At 58.9% G+C, this 16828-nt stretch carries 20 protein-coding genes and 1 pseudogene; 7 read left to right on the top strand and 14 right to left on the bottom strand.

Annotation, left to right across the window (positions count from 1 at the left end):
* Positions 1 to 72: 72 nt before the first annotated feature.
* Genes ACYZT8_RS04490 through ACYZT8_RS04500 form a run of 3 tightly spaced genes read right to left on the bottom strand, consistent with a single transcriptional unit; the run spans position 73 to position 3474 of the window.
* Positions 73 to 975, bottom strand: a complete 903-nt coding sequence (locus ACYZT8_RS04490) for an acyltransferase (RefSeq protein WP_461979548.1) — start codon at positions 973 to 975, stop codon at positions 73 to 75.
* Positions 976 to 3075, bottom strand: coding sequence for a phosphate acetyltransferase (gene pta, locus ACYZT8_RS04495; RefSeq protein WP_461979550.1), 2100 nt, complete (start codon positions 3073 to 3075; stop codon positions 976 to 978).
* A gap of 60 nt (positions 3076 to 3135) precedes the next feature.
* Positions 3136 to 3474 (bottom strand): DUF3565 domain-containing protein, encoded by a 339-nt coding sequence (locus ACYZT8_RS04500; protein ID WP_131061185.1) that lies wholly within the window; start codon positions 3472 to 3474, stop codon positions 3136 to 3138.
* On the opposite strand from ACYZT8_RS04500, the gene ACYZT8_RS04505 reads away from it, so the two are divergent.
* The 3 genes from ACYZT8_RS04505 (at position 3443) to ACYZT8_RS04515 (ending at position 5795) form a co-directional block, all read left to right on the top strand.
* The gene (locus tag ACYZT8_RS04505) at positions 3443 to 3928 is read left to right on the top strand and encodes an FKBP-type peptidyl-prolyl cis-trans isomerase (RefSeq protein ID WP_027924551.1); all 486 of its coding nucleotides are present in this window, start codon (positions 3443 to 3445) and stop codon (positions 3926 to 3928) included. The genes ACYZT8_RS04500 and ACYZT8_RS04505 overlap by 32 nt on opposite strands.
* A 123-nt stretch (positions 3929 to 4051) precedes the next feature.
* Positions 4052 to 4534, top strand: a complete 483-nt coding sequence (locus ACYZT8_RS04510) for a glutathione peroxidase (protein ID WP_461979552.1) — start codon at positions 4052 to 4054, stop codon at positions 4532 to 4534.
* Positions 4535 to 4691: 157 nt separating this feature from the next.
* Positions 4692 to 5795: an NADH:flavin oxidoreductase gene (locus ACYZT8_RS04515; protein WP_461979554.1), complete on the top strand. Its 1104-nt coding sequence runs from the start codon at positions 4692 to 4694 to the stop codon at positions 5793 to 5795.
* 111 nt (positions 5796 to 5906) lie between these two features.
* On the opposite strand, the gene ACYZT8_RS04520 is transcribed toward ACYZT8_RS04515, so the two are convergent.
* Positions 5907 to 7112 carry a glycosyltransferase family 4 protein gene (locus ACYZT8_RS04520; RefSeq protein ID WP_461979556.1) on the bottom strand — a complete coding sequence of 402 codons (1206 nt, stop codon included), beginning with the start codon at positions 7110 to 7112 and terminating at the stop codon, positions 5907 to 5909.
* Between the two features lie 40 nt (positions 7113 to 7152).
* Positions 7153 to 7905, bottom strand: a complete 753-nt coding sequence (cysZ, locus tag ACYZT8_RS04525) for a sulfate transporter CysZ (protein WP_461979558.1) — start codon at positions 7903 to 7905, stop codon at positions 7153 to 7155.
* Between the two features lie 316 nt (positions 7906 to 8221).
* On the opposite strand from cysZ, the gene trxB reads away from it, so the two are divergent.
* Positions 8222 to 9184 (top strand): thioredoxin-disulfide reductase, encoded by a 963-nt coding sequence (gene trxB, locus ACYZT8_RS04530; protein ID WP_461979560.1) that lies wholly within the window; start codon positions 8222 to 8224, stop codon positions 9182 to 9184.
* Positions 9185 to 9280: 96 nt separating this feature from the next.
* Here trxB and ACYZT8_RS04535 read toward each other — a convergent pair whose 3' ends face one another.
* The 7 genes from ACYZT8_RS04535 to ACYZT8_RS04565 all read right to left on the bottom strand — a co-directional run bounded on the left by ACYZT8_RS04535 (position 9281) and on the right by ACYZT8_RS04565 (position 13779).
* On the bottom strand, positions 9281 to 10531 hold the full coding sequence (locus tag ACYZT8_RS04535) for a 2-aminoadipate transaminase (protein WP_461979562.1): 1251 nt from the start codon (positions 10529 to 10531) through the stop codon (positions 9281 to 9283).
* 219 nt (positions 10532 to 10750) lie between these two features.
* On the bottom strand, positions 10751 to 11089 hold the full coding sequence (locus ACYZT8_RS04540; protein ID WP_461979564.1) for a HopJ type III effector protein: 339 nt from the start codon (positions 11087 to 11089) through the stop codon (positions 10751 to 10753).
* Positions 11082 to 11378 (bottom strand): DUF1244 domain-containing protein, encoded by a 297-nt coding sequence (locus ACYZT8_RS04545; protein ID WP_095129425.1) that lies wholly within the window; start codon positions 11376 to 11378, stop codon positions 11082 to 11084. Before ACYZT8_RS04545 ends, ACYZT8_RS04540 begins: the two co-directional genes overlap by 8 nt.
* A 68-nt stretch (positions 11379 to 11446) precedes the next feature.
* On the bottom strand, positions 11447 to 11818 hold the full coding sequence (folX, locus tag ACYZT8_RS04550; RefSeq protein WP_007970304.1) for a dihydroneopterin triphosphate 2'-epimerase: 372 nt from the start codon (positions 11816 to 11818) through the stop codon (positions 11447 to 11449).
* Between the two features lie 2 nt (positions 11819 to 11820).
* A complete protein-coding gene (folE, locus tag ACYZT8_RS04555) occupies positions 11821 to 12396 on the bottom strand; it encodes a GTP cyclohydrolase I FolE (protein WP_046045887.1) in 576 nt (191 codons plus the stop codon).
* A 21-nt stretch (positions 12397 to 12417) separates the two neighbouring features.
* The gene (gene folM / locus ACYZT8_RS04560; RefSeq protein WP_461979567.1) at positions 12418 to 13128 is read right to left on the bottom strand and encodes a dihydromonapterin reductase; all 711 of its coding nucleotides are present in this window, start codon (positions 13126 to 13128) and stop codon (positions 12418 to 12420) included.
* An 81-nt stretch (positions 13129 to 13209) separates the two neighbouring features.
* Positions 13210 to 13779 carry an antibiotic biosynthesis monooxygenase gene (locus ACYZT8_RS04565; protein ID WP_461979569.1) on the bottom strand — a complete coding sequence of 190 codons (570 nt, stop codon included), beginning with the start codon at positions 13777 to 13779 and terminating at the stop codon, positions 13210 to 13212.
* A gap of 211 nt (positions 13780 to 13990) precedes the next feature.
* On the opposite strand from ACYZT8_RS04565, the gene ACYZT8_RS04570 reads away from it, so the two are divergent.
* Positions 13991 to 14950 (top strand): MerR family transcriptional regulator, encoded by a 960-nt coding sequence (locus ACYZT8_RS04570; RefSeq protein ID WP_461979571.1) that lies wholly within the window; start codon positions 13991 to 13993, stop codon positions 14948 to 14950.
* 2 nt (positions 14951 to 14952) lie between these two features.
* On the opposite strand, the gene ACYZT8_RS04575 is transcribed toward ACYZT8_RS04570, so the two are convergent.
* Positions 14953 to 15558, bottom strand: a complete 606-nt coding sequence (locus ACYZT8_RS04575; RefSeq protein WP_461979573.1) for a hypothetical protein — start codon at positions 15556 to 15558, stop codon at positions 14953 to 14955.
* A gap of 54 nt (positions 15559 to 15612) precedes the next feature.
* Positions 15613 to 16092, bottom strand: coding sequence for a PAS domain-containing protein (locus ACYZT8_RS04580; protein WP_461979575.1), 480 nt, complete (start codon positions 16090 to 16092; stop codon positions 15613 to 15615).
* Positions 16093 to 16194: 102 nt separating this feature from the next.
* Here ACYZT8_RS04580 and ACYZT8_RS04585 point away from each other — a divergent pair, with 102 nt between their 5' ends.
* Positions 16195 to 16650, top strand: coding sequence for a flavodoxin (locus ACYZT8_RS04585; protein WP_461979577.1), 456 nt, complete (start codon positions 16195 to 16197; stop codon positions 16648 to 16650).
* A gap of 3 nt (positions 16651 to 16653) precedes the next feature.
* A pseudogene (locus tag ACYZT8_RS04590) lies at positions 16654 to 16767 on the top strand (LrgB family protein); the annotation flags it as partial.
* Positions 16768 to 16828 lie beyond the last annotated feature (61 nt).

Consider the following 16828-nt stretch of genomic DNA (forward strand, 5'->3'; position numbering starts at 1 on the left):
GCGCCAATTTTGAAAACGCAGAGATCTTGTGGGAGCTGGCTTGCCAGCGATGAGGCCGATGCAGACGACAGATTATTTCGCGGGATACTCCCGGTGCATCTGCGTCAACAACGCATCCTTGTCTTCCCACAGCTGATTGATCCAGCCCTGAAACTGCAATCGATACTCCCCATCCTGGTCGTAGTTCTTGCCTATAAACTGCGGCGGAATCTTCAGCTCCTGAAAATGCACCACCACATCTTTCACATTCCCGCACAACAGATCCCAATACCCAGGACGCCCGCCCGGATAGTGAATCGTCACGTTGACGATCGACTCCAGCTGTTCACCCATCGCATCCAGCACAAACGCAATGCCGCCAGCCTTGGGCTTGAGCAGGTACTTGAACGGTGATTTCTGCTGCGCATGCTTGCCTTCCGTGAAGCGCGTGCCTTCGACAAAGTTGAAAATTCCCACCGGATTGTTGCGGAACTTGTCGCAGGTCTTGCGGGTGGTTTCCAGATCCTTGCCTTTCTTCTCCGGATGCTTTTCCAGATAGGCCTTGGAATAACGTTTCATGAAAGGAAAACCGAGCGCCCACCAGGCCAGGCCAATCACCGGCACCCAGATCAGTTCCTGTTTGAGGAAGAATTTCAGCGGCTGGATGCGCCGGTTGAGCACGTACTGCAACACCATGATGTCGACCCAGCTCTGGTGGTTGCTGGTGATCAGGTAGGAGTGTTGATAATCCAGCCCTTGCAGGCCGCTGAGGTGCCAGCGGGTGCGGCAGACCAGGTTCATCCAGGCCTTGTTGTTGCTGATCCAGGCTTCATGGGTATGGCTCATCAACCAGAGCGTGAAGCGCTGGGTGAGGGCGAAGGGCAATACCTTGAAGATCGCCACGCAGAACAGGAACGAGCACAGCAGAATGGTATTCAACGCCAGCAGCAACGATGCAATCACGCCGCGCACGGCGGCAGGTAGAAAAGCCAGCATTTAAAGATCCATAGGTCGGTTGGCAGCTTGAATCGCGGTCAACGCGATGGTGTACACGATGTCATCGACTTGCGCGCCGCGCGGCAGGTCGTTCACCGGTTTGCGCAGGCCTTGCAGCATCGGCCCGAGGCTGACGCAGTCGGCACTGCGCTGTACGGCTTTGTGCGTGGTGTTGCCAGTGTTCAGGTCGGGGAACACGAACACTGTGGCGCGACCGGCGACCTGGCTGTTCGGCGCCAATTGCTTGGCCACGGTTTCGTTGGCGGCGGCATCGTACTGCAACGGGCCGTCGATCAGCAGCGAGTTCTGCTGTTCGTGGGCGAGCAGCGTCGCTTCGCGAACCTTCTCGACTTCTTCGCCGCTGGCCGATTCGCCGCTGGAATAACTGATCATCGCCACGCGCGGGATGATGCCGAATGCTGCAGCCGAGTCAGCGCTTTGCAGGGCAATCTCGGCCAGTTCGCTGGCGCTCGGGTGCGGGTTCATCACGCAGTCGCCGTAGACCAGCACTTCTTCCGGAAACAGCATGAAGAATACTGACGACACCAGGGTGCAGCCCGGCGCAGTCTTGATCAGTTGCAGGGCCGGGCGGATGGTGTTGGCGGTGGAGTGGATGACCCCGGACACGAGGCCGTCGACCTCATCCAGCGCGAGCATCATGGTGCCGATCACCACGGTATCTTCCAGTTGCTGCTCGGCCATCGGTGCGTTGAGGCTTTTGCTTTTGCGCAGCGCAACCATCGGCTCGACATAGCGCTCGCGAATCAGGTCCGGATCGAGAATCTCCAGCCCCGGCGGCAACTCGATACCTTGAGCGCGGGCCACGGCTTCGACGTCTTCCGGTTTCGCCAGCAACACGCACCGAGCGATGCCCCGCGCCTGACAGATCGCCGCCGCTTGCACGGTCAGCGGCTCGCTGCCTTCAGGCAAAACGATGCGTTTGTTGGCGGCCTGGGCGCGCTGAATCAATTGATAGCGAAACACCGCTGGCGACAGGCGCATCTCACGCGGGGTGCCGCAGCGCTGGTGCAGCCAGTCGGCATCCAGATGACTGGCGACGAAGTCGGTGATGATTTCCGCGCGCTCGCGGTCGTCGATCGGGATTTCCTTGTTCAAACCGTTCAACTGGTTGGCGGTGTCGTAGGAGCCGGTGCTCACCGACAACACCGGCAAGCCCGCCTGCAGCGCGCCGCGGCACAGGTCCATGATGCGCGGGTCGGGCAGGGTGTCGCTGGTCAGCAACAGGCCGGCCAGCGGCACGCCGTTCATGGCGGCAAGGCTGACGGCAAGGATGATGTCGTCGCGATCGCCGGGCGTCACCACCAGCACGCCGGGTTTGAGCAACTCCACGGTGTTGCGCATGGTGCGGGCGCAGATGATGATTTTGGTCATGCGCCGGGTTTCGTAATCGCCGGCATTGAGGATTTGCGCGCCCATCAGGTCGGCCACGTCGCGGGTGCGTGGCGCGTTCAGTTCCGGCTGGAAAGGAATGCAGCCGAGCAAGCGGAAATCCCCGCTGCGCAGCAACGGCGAATGCTCTTTCAGGCGTGAAGCGAAGGCCTCCATGCTTTCTTCGGTCTTGACCTTGTTGAGGATCACGCCGAGGACTTTCGGGTCTTTCGGACCGCCAAACAATTGCGCCTGCAATTCCACCCGGCCAGACAGTTCAGTCAGCACTTCGTTTTCCGGCGCCGAGACCAGGATGACTTCGGCATCGAGGCTCTTGGCCAAATGCAGATTGACCCGGGCGGCGTAACTGGCGCTGCGGGTCGGGACCATGCCTTCAACGATCAGCACGTCCTTGCCGACGGCGGCTTGCTGATAAAGGGTGATGATTTCTTCGAGCAGCTCATCCAGCTGACCGTCGCCGAGCATGCGCTCGACGTGAGCCAGGCCGAGCGGCTGAGGCGGTTTCAAACCGTGAGTGCGCGCCACCAGTTCGGTGGAACGTTCCGGGCCGGTGTCACCCGGATGCGGCTGGGCAATCGGTTTGAAAAAACCGACTTTGAGGCCGGCTCGCTCAAGGGTACGTACCAGCCCGAGGCTGATGGAGGTCAGACCCACACCAAAATCGGTGGGTGCGATAAAAAAAGTTTGCATGCGGATTCTCTAAGGGAGCATGGCAATGGTGAGGACCTATGACTGGCCGTCTACCGAAATTCAGTCGCCAAGGTTATCGCTAACCGAGCCTTGTGCGCACCAACCGCAATCAAAGGGCTGGCCTATTTTTTCAATACGTTGCGCAGGGTCCAGGACCCAGGCGCGCGATTGCCACGGTGGCTGGTGGCGCAGGTGCTGAGTGTGGCCGCAGGAAAGCTCGGCCACCCAATGCCCGTCCTCATCCTGATGGAAACCTGTGACCGTTGAGCCTTTCGCCGCAATCCGTCTGTCCGGGTTGTGTTCGCTTTCGGACGATTGCTTCGCTAAACTTGGCCTTTCTTCATTCTTATGCAAAAGGTCTCGCCCCATGCTGATCGCCGCCAATAAGGCTGTCTCCATCGACTATACCCTGACCAACGACGCTGGTGAGGTCATCGACAGTTCCGCCGGCGGCGCGCCGCTGGTCTACCTGCAAGGCGCAGGTAACATCATCCCGGGCCTGGAAAAGGCACTGGAAGGCAAAGCAGTCGGCGACGAGCTGACCGTAGCCGTTGAACCTGAAGATGCTTACGGCGAATACGCTGCCGAACTGGTCAGCACCCTGAGCCGCAGCATGTTCGAAGGCGTCGACGAGCTGGAAGTGGGCATGCAGTTCCACGCTTCCGCGCCGGACGGCCAGATGCAGATCGTCACCATCCGCGATCTGGACGGCGACGAAGTCACCGTCGACGGCAACCACCCGTTGGCCGGTCAGCGCCTGAATTTCCAGGTCAAGATCATCGACATCCGTGACGCCAGCCAGGAAGAAGTCGCTCATGGTCACGTCCATGGCGAAGGTGGCCATCACCACTGATTTTCTGCGCTAAGCTCAGAGAACTGGAGAGGCGCCCGAGGGGCGCCTTTTTAGTCCGCGGCTGTCCCTGGCGACATCGCCAAGTGGCTGTTTCGAGTAGAACACGGGAATCTGGAGTTCGTCATGAGTGCTTTTCACGACCTTAAATTGACAGCCCTGGATGGACAGGAGCTACCGCTGGCGCCCTTCAAAGGGAACGTCGTGCTGGTGGTCAACGTCGCCTCCAAATGTGGCTTGACCCCACAGTACGCGGCACTGGAAAACCTTTACCAGAAATACAAAGGCCAGGGTTTCAGTGTGCTGGGCTTGCCGTGCAACCAGTTTGCCGGGCAGGAACCGGGCTCCGAGCAAGAGATCCAGGATTTCTGCAGCCTCAACTATGGCGTAACCTTTCCGTTGTCCAGCAAGCTGGAAGTCAACGGTCACGATCGTCATCAGCTGTACCGTCTGCTGGCGGGCGAGGGCGCGGAGTTTCCGGGGGACATTACCTGGAACTTCGAGAAATTCCTGCTCGGCAAAGACGGGCGGGTGTTGGCGCGGTTTTCGCCGCGTACGGCGCCGGATGATCCGACGGTCATCCATGCGATTGAAAAAGCGCTGAGCTGACCCCCAAAAAATCGCAGCCACCGAGCTGCGATTTTTTATGCCTGCCTTTTGACCCTTAATCACCCAGATCAATAGTGCTGTGCATCGTCTTCGACTCAACATATTATCGCCGTCATAAAATTTGTGTCCCGTCGATATCGTTTTCGTGGAGCGTCCCATGCCAGTCAAAGCCCTGTTCAAACCGTTCCACCTCGGCACCCTCGAACTGCCGACCCGCGTCGTCATGGCGCCGATGACTCGCTCGTTTTCGCCGGGTGGCCTGCCTAATTCCAAAGTGATCGAGTACTACCGTCGCCGCGCTGCCGCAGGCGTCGGCCTGATCATCACCGAAGGCACCACCGTCGGCCACAAGGCTTCCAATGGCTACCCGAACGTGCCGCATTTCTACGGTGATGCAGCGCTGGCCGGCTGGAAGAAAGTGGTCGACGCGGTCCACGCCGAAGGCGGCAAGATCGTTCCTCAGCTGTGGCATGTGGGCAGCGTGCGTCGCATCGGCACCGAGCCGGACGCCAGCGTGCCGGGTTACGGTCCGTCGGAGAAATTGAAGGACGGTCAGGTCGTGGTTCACGGCATGTCCAAACAAGATATCCAGGACGTCATCGCCGCGTTCGCCCAAGCCGCTAAAGACGCCCAGAGCATCGGCATGGACGGCGTGGAAATCCACGGTGCCCACGGCTATCTCGTCGACCAGTTCTTCTGGGAAGGCAGCAACCAGCGCACCGACGAATACGGTGGCGACCTGGCCAACCGTTCGCGTTTCGCCATCGAACTGATTCAAGCCGTGCGTGCAGCGGTCGGTGACGGCTTCCCGATCATCTTCCGTTTCTCGCAGTGGAAGCAGCAGGATTACACCGCGCGCCTGGTGCAAACTCCGGAGGCGCTGGGTGAATTCCTCAAGCCGTTGTCCGACGCAGGCGTGGACATTTTCCACTGCTCGACGCGTCGTTTCTGGGAACCGGAGTTCGACGGTTCCGAACTGAACCTGGCCGGCTGGGCCCGCAAGCTCACTGGCAAGCCGACCATCACCGTGGGCAGCGTTGGCCTGGACGGCGAGTTCCTGCAGTTCATGGTCAGCACCGACAAGATCGCGCAGCCAGCCAGTCTGGAAAAACTGCTGGAGCGGTTGAACAACGATGAGTTCGATCTGGTGGCGGTAGGGCGTGCGCTGCTGGTCGATCCGGACTGGGCGCAGAAAGTGCGTGACGGCCGTGAAGAAGACATCCTTCCGTTCAGCCGTGAGGCGTTGATGACCTTGGTTTAATCGGCGACTGGCAAGGCCTCATCGCCAGCAGGCTGGCTCCCACAGGGGTTCTGCGGTGTACACGGAACCTGTGGGAGCCAGCCTGCTGGCGATGACTGACTCAATGTCACCCTAGGCTCGGGGCAAGGTTGGTGCATTCGGCACCACCTGCTCCCCCACACAAGCCCCCCGCAACTGCCCCTCAAACTGCTCGATAATCGCCGCCCAGCCCTGCCGACTCGCATGCTGGCGCGCATTGAGCCGCACGCACCGCAAGGTTTCGCGCTCCTCCAGCAGCCACGTTGCTGCATCGCAGAACGCCTCTTCATCTCCCGGCATCGCCAACACGCCGTTGTAGCCATGGCGAATATGCTGAGCCGCTGCCGCCTGATCGTAAGCCACCACGCCCAAACCAGACGCCAATGCCTCAAGCACTACATTGCCAAAGGTTTCGGTCAAACTCGGAAACAGAAACACATCCGCCGACGCGTAGTGGCTGGCCAACACCTCGCCGCGTTGAGATCCACAGAAAATCGCATCAGGGAGTGCCTGCTCCAAGGTACCTCGCTGCGGACCGTCGCCGACCACAATCAGCTTCATGTTGCGCTGGGGATAAGTCGTTTTCAGCGCGTCGAAGCAGCGCTTGAGCAAGCCAAGATTTTTCTCCTGCGCCAGACGTCCTACGTGGATGACCGCGATGTCCTTCTCGCCCAGACCCCAATGTTCGCGTAGGGATTGCAGGCGTTTGACCGGATGAAACAATTGGCTGTCGACCCCTCGCGACAACAACGCAAGACGTTCGAAATGTCGCCGCTCCAGTTCCAGTCGCTGGCTGATGCTGGGCACCAGCGTCAACGTAGAACGGTTGTGAAACCAGCGCAGGTAGTGAGTCAGCAAACGCGACAGCAATCCGAGCCCGTACTGATTGGAATACTGTTGGAAATTGGTATGAAAGCCGCTGACCACCGAAATCCCCAAACGCCGCGCCGCCCGCAATGCCGACAACCCCAGCGGGCCTTCCGTGGCGATGTAAAGCACGTCCGGCCGATTGCGCTTCCAGCGCCGCAGCAGCTTGTGCATCGACGACTGACCCCATTGCAAACCGGGATAGCCGGGCAGCGGCCAGCCACGACACAGCAACAACTCGTCGTTGCTGCCCAACTGCTGATCGCAGCCCTGACGTGGCCGCACAAGTTCGACCTGATGCCCGCGCGCGCGCAAGCCATCGCACAAACGGCCGAGGGTATTGGCCACGCCATTGATTTCCGGTGGGAAGGTTTCGGTGATCAGAGTGATATGCAGAGCTGTCGTCATGACCCCAGTGTCTGCTGGGGCCATGTCGTCATTGTGGCGATTCGATGATGGATTTGTGACGGTGTCAGCGTTGGGTCACCAGATTCTCCGCGCCGCGCTCACGCACCCAGAACAGAGTCGCACCCGCCACAGCCGCCGGCATCATCAGGATGTTGACCACCGGAATCAGCAGTACCAGGTAAACACTCCCGCCAAAACTCATGCTCTGCCAGCGTTTTTCACGCAGCCAGGCGAGCATTTCGTTCCAGCCCAGTTTGTGGTTGTCCGCCGGGTAGTCGATGTACTGGATCGCCATCATCCACACCCCGAACAGCAGCCACAGCGGCGCAGCAATGATGTTCACCACGGGAATGAACGAGAGAATGAACAACCCGGTCGCTCGCGGCAGGAAATAGCCGAGTTTGCGCATCTCCCGAGACAAGGTGCGGGGAACCATGGCGATCAGTTCACCCCAACTGAACGCCGGAAAGTCATCGGTGCCACGTACCACCACTTCGACCTTTTCTGCCAGGAAGCCGTTGAACGGCGCGGCGATGACGTTGGCGAGCATGGTGAAGGTGAAAAACACCATGAGCACCACCAGCACGACAAAGATCGGCCAGAGGACGTAACTGAGAAAACTCAGCCAGTCGGGCAGGGACGGCATCAGCGTATCGACCCACAGGCTGAATTGATGGCTGGCCAGGTAGATCAATCCGACGAACAGCACCAGGTTGATCACCAAGGGCAGCAACACGAACAAACGCAGGCTTGGGCTCAAGACCAGCTTGAGGCCTTCGCGCAGGTATTGCGGGCCGGACAGAACGGGGGCGGGCATAACGTGCTCCGAGCAGAGGGAAAACGCGCCGACCTTACCGGCTTTGCCTGACAGGCGAAAGCGCGGTCGAAGCATCGACATCAACTGTAACAAAGGCGTCTCTGTATTCAGCGTGACGGGATAGAGACCACCTATGAGCTGGATTGTTAAACCGTATTTCCTTAATCTTCGCCCCCTCGATACGCTGCACCCAATCTTTTTTACAGGACTGTCGAGTTCAAGCCTTCCCCAAGTGCTTTCAACGGTCCTTTTTTATTCCCGCCGGCAACCCGGCGTTCCGCGCCAGGTGTTCCGGGCCGGTCAACAGGAGCAGGTCATGTCTGAAGTCCGTCATTCGCGAGTGATTATTCTCGGTTCCGGCCCTGCCGGTTACAGCGCCGCGGTCTATGCCGCCCGTGCCAACCTCAAGCCGCTGCTGATCACTGGCATGCAGGCCGGCGGTCAACTGACCACCACCACTGAAGTCGACAACTGGCCGGGCGACGTCCACGGTCTGACCGGCCCGGCGTTGATGGAGCGCATGAAAGAGCACGCCGAGCGCTTTGAAACCGAGATCGTTTTCGATCACATCAATGCCGTGGACTTCGCTGCCAAGCCGTACACCCTGATCGGCGACAGCGCGACTTACACCTGCGACGCCCTGATCATCGCCACCGGCGCCAGCGCTCGTTACCTCGGTCTGCCGTCGGAAGAAGCGTTCATGGGCAAAGGCGTTTCGGCCTGCGCAACCTGCGACGGTTTCTTCTACCGCAACAAGCCAGTGGCTGTAGTGGGTGGCGGCAACACCGCTGTCGAAGAAGCCCTGTACCTCGCCAACATCGCCAGCACCGTGACCCTGATCCACCGTCGCGAAACCTTCCGCGCCGAGAAGATCCTGATCGACAAGCTGAATGCACGGGTTGCCGAAGGCAAGATCATCCTCAAGCTGAACTCGAACCTGGACGAAGTCCTGGGCGACAACATGGGCGTGACCGGTGCCCGTCTGAAGAACAACGACGGCAGCTTCGACGAGCTGACAGTCGACGGCGTGTTCATCGCCATCGGCCACACCCCGAACACTTCGTTGTTCGAAGGCCAGCTGACGTTGAAAGACGGCTACCTGGTTGTGCAGGGCGGCCGTGATGGCAACGCAACGGCCACCAGCGTTGAAGGCATCTTCGCTGCCGGCGACGTGGCTGACCACGTTTACCGTCAGGCCATCACCTCGGCCGGCGCCGGCTGCATGGCGGCACTGGACACTGAGCGTTACCTCGACGGTCTGCAGAACGCTTCGTTCTGATTCTGTTGAAATGAAAAAACCGGCGTCGGCCGGTTTTTTTGTGCCCGCGATTTATTGCTTGATCACATTCCCTGTGTGGGTCGCAAGACTTTGGGGTCAGGCCAGTTTCTTCAGGCACGCCTCGAGGATGTCCAGCCCTTCTTCCAACACGGCAGCCTCGGTGGTCAATGGCGCCAGCAGCCGAATGATGTGGCGCGATTTGCCGCTGGGCATCAGCAACAAGCCTGCGTCTCGCGCCAGGCTCAGCAGTTGCGTCAGCTGCGCCGATGCAGGAGAGCCGTCGGCGTTGATCAGTTCGATACCGCGCATCGCACCAACGCCGGTCAAGCGGCCCAGGTACGGCGACAGCTTCCTGGCGCGCCAGGATTCGTAGCGGCTGACAATCGCTTCTTCCTGTTGTGCGCCCCAGGCTTGCAGGTTCGTGTCAGTCATTTCGTCCAGGGTCGCCAACGCGGCGGCGCAGGCGATGGGGTTACCCGAATAGGTGCCGCCCAGTCCACCTTTGGGCAACGTGTCGAGCAGCGACTTGCGCCCGACCACCGCGCCCAAAGGCACACCGCCGGCAATGCTTTTGCCCAGCAGGATCAGGTCCGGTTCAATGCCCAGCCGCGAAAATGCAAACCGCTGGCCGGTGCGACCGAAGCCGGACTGGATTTCATCGGCAATCAGCAGAATGTTTTTCTCATCACAGAACTGACGCAGCGCTTGAGCGAACTCTACATCCATCGCCAGGAATCCCGATTCGCCCTGCACCGGTTCGACGATAAAGCACGCCACATCTTCAACGTCGATCTCGACACTGAATAGTCGATCCATGGCCTTCAAGGCTTCGGCGCAGGTCACGCCGTTGTCCTTGCTCGGGTACGGCAAATGAAACACTGGCCCCGGCAGCACGCCGACTTTCTGTTTGTAAGGCGCGACTTTGCCATTGAGGTTGAGTGTGGCGAGGGTGCGGCCGTGGAAAGCGCCGTCGAAAGCGATGACCGCCGTGCGAGCCGTCGCGCCACGCACGATCTTCAGGGCGTTTTCCGCTGCTTCCGCGCCGCTGTTGGTGAGCATGCCGCTGACCGGGTAGTCCACTGGCATGAACGCGGTGAGACGATCCATCAGTTCGATGTACGGCATATGCGGGGCGGCGTTGAACGCGTAGTGAGTCAGCCGGGTGGCTTGTTCGCGAATGGCTTCGACGATACGCGGATGGCAATGGCCAAGGTTCAGCACGCCGATGCCGCCGACAAAGTCGATATAGCGTTTGCCATCGGTGTCCCAGACCTCGGCATTTTTGCCGTGGCTGAGCGTGACGGGATGAACGACGTTGATCGACTGGCTGATGGTTTCGTTGCTCATGGATGACCGACTCTGAAGAAGGGATGCTTCTTTTTATCTAAGCCGTGAGCAGTGGTTCCGGGCAAACGAAATAAAGTGGCCGGGTCAATCTTAAAAGTCGGGATGTGCGGTGGAAGATCAAAAGATCGCAGCCTCGTTTCACTCGACAGCTCCTACAGGGATCGTATTTCTCTGTAGGAGCTGTCGAGTGAAACGAGGCTGCGATCTTTTGATGTTGAGTCAGCGGCGGGTCAGCGGTTGCTGCGAGAACTTCACACCGGCCAGACCCTGCGCAATCAGCGCACGAATATTGCCGTGGTCACTGCCTTCAGGCGTGGCCACGACCGAGCGGTAATGCTCGCCAAATGCCAACAGCGCTTCTTCATCGCTCAGACCTTCCAACAGCGCCAGACCCAGTGTCTTGCACGAACCTTCGTTCTGCCCTGCAGCGTTTTCCACGCCACCGTTGTTGAACGCCTGAGGCTGGTAGTCGTAGCCGGCGGCGATGAACGCCAAGGTATCGGCGAAAACGTGTTCACCGCTCTTGAGGCTGGCGCGCAGGGTGTTCAAATCACTCATTGGGTTTTCCTTTGGCGAACGCCGCTTGTTGTTCGGCGTTGGCTTCTTGCTGGTATTGGGCTTTCCACTCGGCGTACGGCATGCCGTAGACCACTTCGCGGGCGTCATCGAGGCTGACCTCGATCTGGCGTTCGTCGGCGGCGGCCTTGTACCACTTGGACAGGCAGTTGCGGCAGAAACCGGACAGGTTCATCAGGTCGATGTTCTGCACATCCTTGCGGCTGTCCAGGTGGGCGACCAGCCGGCGAAAGGCGGCGGCTTCAAGTTCCAGGCGTTGTTGATCGTTCATGGCGGGCTCTGTGCAATCCAATCGTGGCGCGGATGATAAAAGTCTGACGGACAATGCGCCAGACGCGGTCAGCGGCTCGCGGCCAGGGTAATCGACACCGACTCGGCGAATCGCAGGGCGTGCGGCTTGTCGACTTCAACCTCGGCGTACAGCACCGACGCGTTGGCCATGACCAGATCGAGAATTTCCTGGGTCAGGCGTTCGAGCAGGGCGAAGCGATTGCCCTCCACGTGGGCGATGATTGCCTTGGTGATTGTTCGGTAATTCAGCGCGTGATCGATGTCGTTGTCACGCACCGCTTCCTGAGCGGCATACAGAATGGTCAGATTGATCAGCACATCCTGCTTGTTGAGGATTTCATCCTCGTTGATCCCGATGAAGGTCCGCAGGCACAGGTCCTTGACCCGGATGCGTGCCATTCCTGGTTGAAGTTGTGGCATTGCTACTTGCTCCGTCCAATCAATTGCAGGAACTCCTGACGGGTGTTGCTCGACTCGCGGAAGGCGCCGAGCATCACTGAGGTGTTCATGGTCGAATTCTGTTTTTCGACGCCGCGCATCATCATGCACATGTGCTTGGCTTCTATGACCACCGCGACTCCGGCCGCGCCGGTCACTTGCTGCACCGCGTCGGCGATTTGCCGGGTTAGGTTTTCCTGGATTTGCAGGCGACGGGCGAACATGTCCACCAGCCGCGCGATTTTCGACAGGCCCAGCACCTTGCCCGTTGGAATATAAGCCACATGAGCCTTGCCGATGAAGGGCAGCATGTGATGTTCGCAGAGCGAGTACAGCTCGATGTTGTCGACGATGATCATTTCATCGTTGTCGGAAGCGAACAGCGCGCCGTTGACGATCTCTTCGACGCTTTGCTCGTAACCATGGCAGAGGTACTGCATGGCTTTTGCCGCGCGGGCGGGGGTGTCTTGCAGGCCCTCGCGGTCGGGGTTTTCACCGAGGCCGATGAGGATCTCGCGATAGCTCTGGGACAGGGCGTTCTGGGGCAGGGATAACGTCATGGAACATCCTCGCGGGGGCGCTTATTTGATGTGCCGTCCGCCGTTGACGGTCAGGGTCGTGCCGGTGACATAGGGGTTGTCGAGCAAATAACGCAGGCTCTGGTAGATCACTTCGCTGCCGGGTTCGATGCCCAGCGCGGACTTGGCCAGGGCCTTGGCGCGGTACGCGGCGTCGTCGTCGGGGTTGAACATTAGCAGGGCTGGCGCGATACCGTTCACCTTGATTGTCGGCGCGTATTTCGCGGCGAAGGACAGGGTGAGGCTGTCGAGCCCGGCTTTGCTGGCGCAGTAGCCGATGTGTTTGCTGCTGCCCTTGCGGGTCACGTCATCGCTGATGTGCACGATGTCGGCGGGGCTTGAGCGTTCGAGCAAGTCGGCACAGTGCAGGTTGATCAAGTAGGGCGCGAGCATGTGCACACTGAACATGCGGGTGAAGGCCTCGGCGTCGGTGTCGGGTGTTTCGGCCAGCCATTCGGAAGCGTTATGGACAATGGCGCGCAGGCTATCGGAGTGGGTTTTCAGTTCGGTGATGAAGGCGAGGATTCCTGCTTCAGTAGAGAAGTCAGCGAACACCGCGGTTGCGCCCAGGTCGCGCAATGTCTGCACGCCGGGGCGTTCGCTGCGGTAGCTGAAGATCACGGGATGGCCGTCTTCGAGCAAACGCTGCGCACAGTGCAGCCCGACACGCTGGCCGGCACCGGTGATGAGAATCGGAGCTGCGGAAGAGGTCATGAACGGCTCGCGTCACGGTAAGAGCAAAACTATACCAGCGCGCAGCGGCATTCACCTATCGCGGGACTTTTCCTGTGGACGTCAGTGATTTTGTGGGGTGGGCTCGGCGGGCAACGGACGTGCTGGTGTACCGTTCAGCCAGCCGGCCAGCATGCGGGTCGACAGTGGAATAAAGAAGTAGACCATCAACGGCGTCAGGCACAGAGTGCTGATGAGCACGCGAGGCAGCAGGCTCATTTCGCCGAGCAACGGCCCCAATACAAAGTTGAACAGCAGGGAAACCGGAAAGAACGCCAGCCAGATCGCCACGGCCTGTTTCCAGCGTGGTGGACGTTGGCCGACGGCACCGAACCAGCCTTCGATGCCACTGACCCGATGTTCCATCTTGTGCGCAAACAGATCGCTGCCGCGCGCCAGCCATGCGGTACGCGAAACGGAATGCTCCCAGGCGTGCATGGTTTGCTCGTCGGCAAAGCGGAAAATAATCTGGAATTCGTTATCTTGGGGCGGCGGAGCGAGCACGCCTGAGCCCAGATAACCGGGAAAATCGGTGGCCAGTTGTTCGCCTTCGCGCAACCAGACCATCAGGTCCTGATAACGCCCATCGGCGACGCGGCGTGAAACCATCAGCGTGACGGGTGAGGTAGACATTGTGTATCTCCGTATGACAAACGCGTTACTCCGGGTAGGAGTTTCGCCAGGCGCAACGCCGGGGTGATGGGCTGCGTCTTGAGACAAGCAAGGATTATTCCTGATTATGGGAATTACACCAGCGGCATTCGTCGTTTATCAATGTCTTGAATAATTATGGGGCAAGAGGGTTAAATAGGATCCAATTCCGCACATGGACGTTGATTGCCACATGCCTGTTCTGACTGAGCGTGGTTCCGCCTCACAGGCGGATCTTTCCATTGAGCGTGAAGATCTGTTCCCTATTCGTGAGGTAGCACGGCTGACGGGTATCAATCCTGTCACGTTGCGGGCGTGGGAGCGGCGGTATGGCCTGATCCAGCCCACACGCACCGAAAGCGGGCATCGCCTGTACTCGATGGCGGATATCGAAAAGGTTCGCAGCATTCTCGGCTGGATCGACCGTGGAGTTGCGGTCAGCAAGGTCGGAAAGATACTGGCCAAGACCGAACCGCTCAAAGCCCTGGCGAACATCATTCCGGATGAACTCGTTCAGGCCGACTACGCCCAGTGGCAGCACCAGGTTCAGGTGGCGGTGACGGCGTTTGACGAGGTGCAACTGGAGCAAGTCTATGGACAGATTTTTTCCAGTTACCCCCTGACCGTGGTGTTCCAGGACATCCTGTTGCCGATCTGGAAGCTGATGCTGCAGCGCCATGAAGCGTTCGGTCAGACCAGTGAATGGCTATTTCTGGATGGCTTTCTGCGGTCTCGCGTATTGCAACGCATGCTGCTGGTGCGCGTCATGCAACCACGACGCGTGATTGTCTGCGTCTTGGCCGATCAGGCTCATGAACTGGAAGTGCTGGTCACGGCGCTGTACCTGAGCAGTGTCGACTCTGCTATCCAATTGCTGGCAATCGGTCAGCCATTCGATGAGCTGACCCTGGTTTGCGAGCGGATCAAGCCCTCGGCTTTGGTGCTGGTGTCCAATCACGCGCCAGCCCCTGAGTTGCCTCGGCGTTTGAATCGACTGGCTCTGAGCCTGGATTGTCAGTTGTTGCTGGCCGGCGATGCGTCGGACCTGGCACAGGACAGCCTGGCCGGGACGTCGATAGGGTGTCTGGGAAATGAGGGGATGGTGATGCGTCAGCGTCTGAAACAGTTCCTGGCAGGAAATCTTGATACCTGAATTCAGTTGTGCAGTGCGGGATGTGTCAGACGATGCTGCTGAAGGATGTACTGGCGCAGGCGCTCGGTCTCGTCCTTGTCCGTCTGGCTCAATTCGTAGGCGTAGAAACCTTGTTCGGTTTCACGCTCGAAAGTGCCGCGCAATGCAATCCGCTCATAGCCTGACGGGCTGAACCACAACGCGAAATGCTTGGGCGGTTTGGTCTTGTTGCGGACTTCCAGCAAAACGCCTTTGAACGAAATTTCGTGCACCCACATCGTGCCGGGTTGGCCTTTGGCATTTTCCAGCGCCACCGGCTCTTCAAGCGTCAGGCGCCATGGCCGTACCATTGGCCCGTCTTCATAAATACTCGGCACGCCCAGGCGCAAATGCAGCGCGTGAAATTCGTCTTCCACCAGGTGCAGCGGAAAGGTCATTTGCTGGTTTTCGAAATTGGCCTGGATGGTGACTTGCTCATGTGCCGCCAGGCGCGTGAGCAAATCACGGATTTGCGATCCACCGTTGACGAGCAGACTCGACGTCGCATCCCGCACATTGAGTTGCGGGTTGTGTTGCATGGTCTGGATAAAATCCAGCTCATCCTGTGTCAGGAGTGCGTCGCGTTGCATGGCTAACTCGAAAGAAAAAGTTACAAAGTCATCGGTGATTGTAGTTAATGACAATTAATTCGCTGTTTTGTTTTCGCCGTTCGTCGCTTTAAGCGCAGCAACCTCGGCTTGCACCTCAGCCAATTGCGCTTCCAGTTGCGCTACCCGCTGCTGTGCCTTGACCTGGACCGTGACGTCTTTCTGTACGCCAACAAAATAAGTTTGTCCGTCAGCCGGGTTTTTCACTGTAGAAAGGGACAGCTCATTCCAGAACGGCGTGCCGTCCTTGCGGTAATTTCTCAGGATTTCCCGGCAGGAGCCGCCACTGGCCAACGACTCGCGAATCGCTTTGAGGGCCTTTTCTTGATCCCGGTCACCGGACTGCAGGAAACGGCAATCCTGGTAGAGGATTTCTTCGCTGGTGTAACCCGTCAGACGCTCGAACGCCGGGTTTACATAAATCAGGATGTTGTCCTGATCGCCTTCCTTTTCGGCAATCACGATGCCGTCGTTGGAAGCTTTTATCACCATTTGCAGCAGTTGAGCGTTGATCATCGGAGAGTCCTTTCCGTATTGATAGGGATTTGCATTCTAAAAGATCAAATGAGCCTGTGCTGTTAATATCTGTATTTTTAACTCAGCTTCAGGATCAGTTTGATGAAAGTTGCCATCATTTCCGGCTCGGTGTACGGCACGGCTGAAGAAGTTGCCCGCCACGCCGCAACGATTTTAAACGCCGCCGGTTTCGAAACCTGGCACAACCCGCGCGCGACACTGGCCGATGTCCAGGCCTTCGGCCCGGAAGCATTTCTAGCGGTGACTTCGACCACCGGCATGGGTGAGTTGCCGGATAACCTGCAACCGCTGTATTCGACGATTCGCGATCTGCTGCCCGCCGACTGGCGTGGTTTGCCGAGTGCTGTGATTGGCCTCGGAGATGCCAGTTACGGCGATACGTTCTGCGGTGGCGGTGAGCAGATGCGTGAATTGTTCGGCGAACTGGGCCTGCGCGAAGTGCTGCCGATGCTCCGCCTGGACGCGAGCGAAAGCGTGACCCCGGAAACCGATGCCGAGCCGTGGCTGGCAGAGTTGATTACCGCGCTGCGGGGCTGACCGGTCAGTCGAGCCTATGAAGTTGGCGGTAATGAAGGATGGGTGGCGAAGCTTGTCATGGTGCTGACGGCGCTTTTGAATCTGTTTGCCGCCCCCTTGTTGGCGGCGGTCCTTTGACATGGATCCAGCCTTTCTTATGAACTGACTCGTTAGGCCATCAAGCTGGCTGCCAATGCAA

The sequence above is a fragment of the Pseudomonas sp. LB3P93 genome (assembly GCF_054898025.1).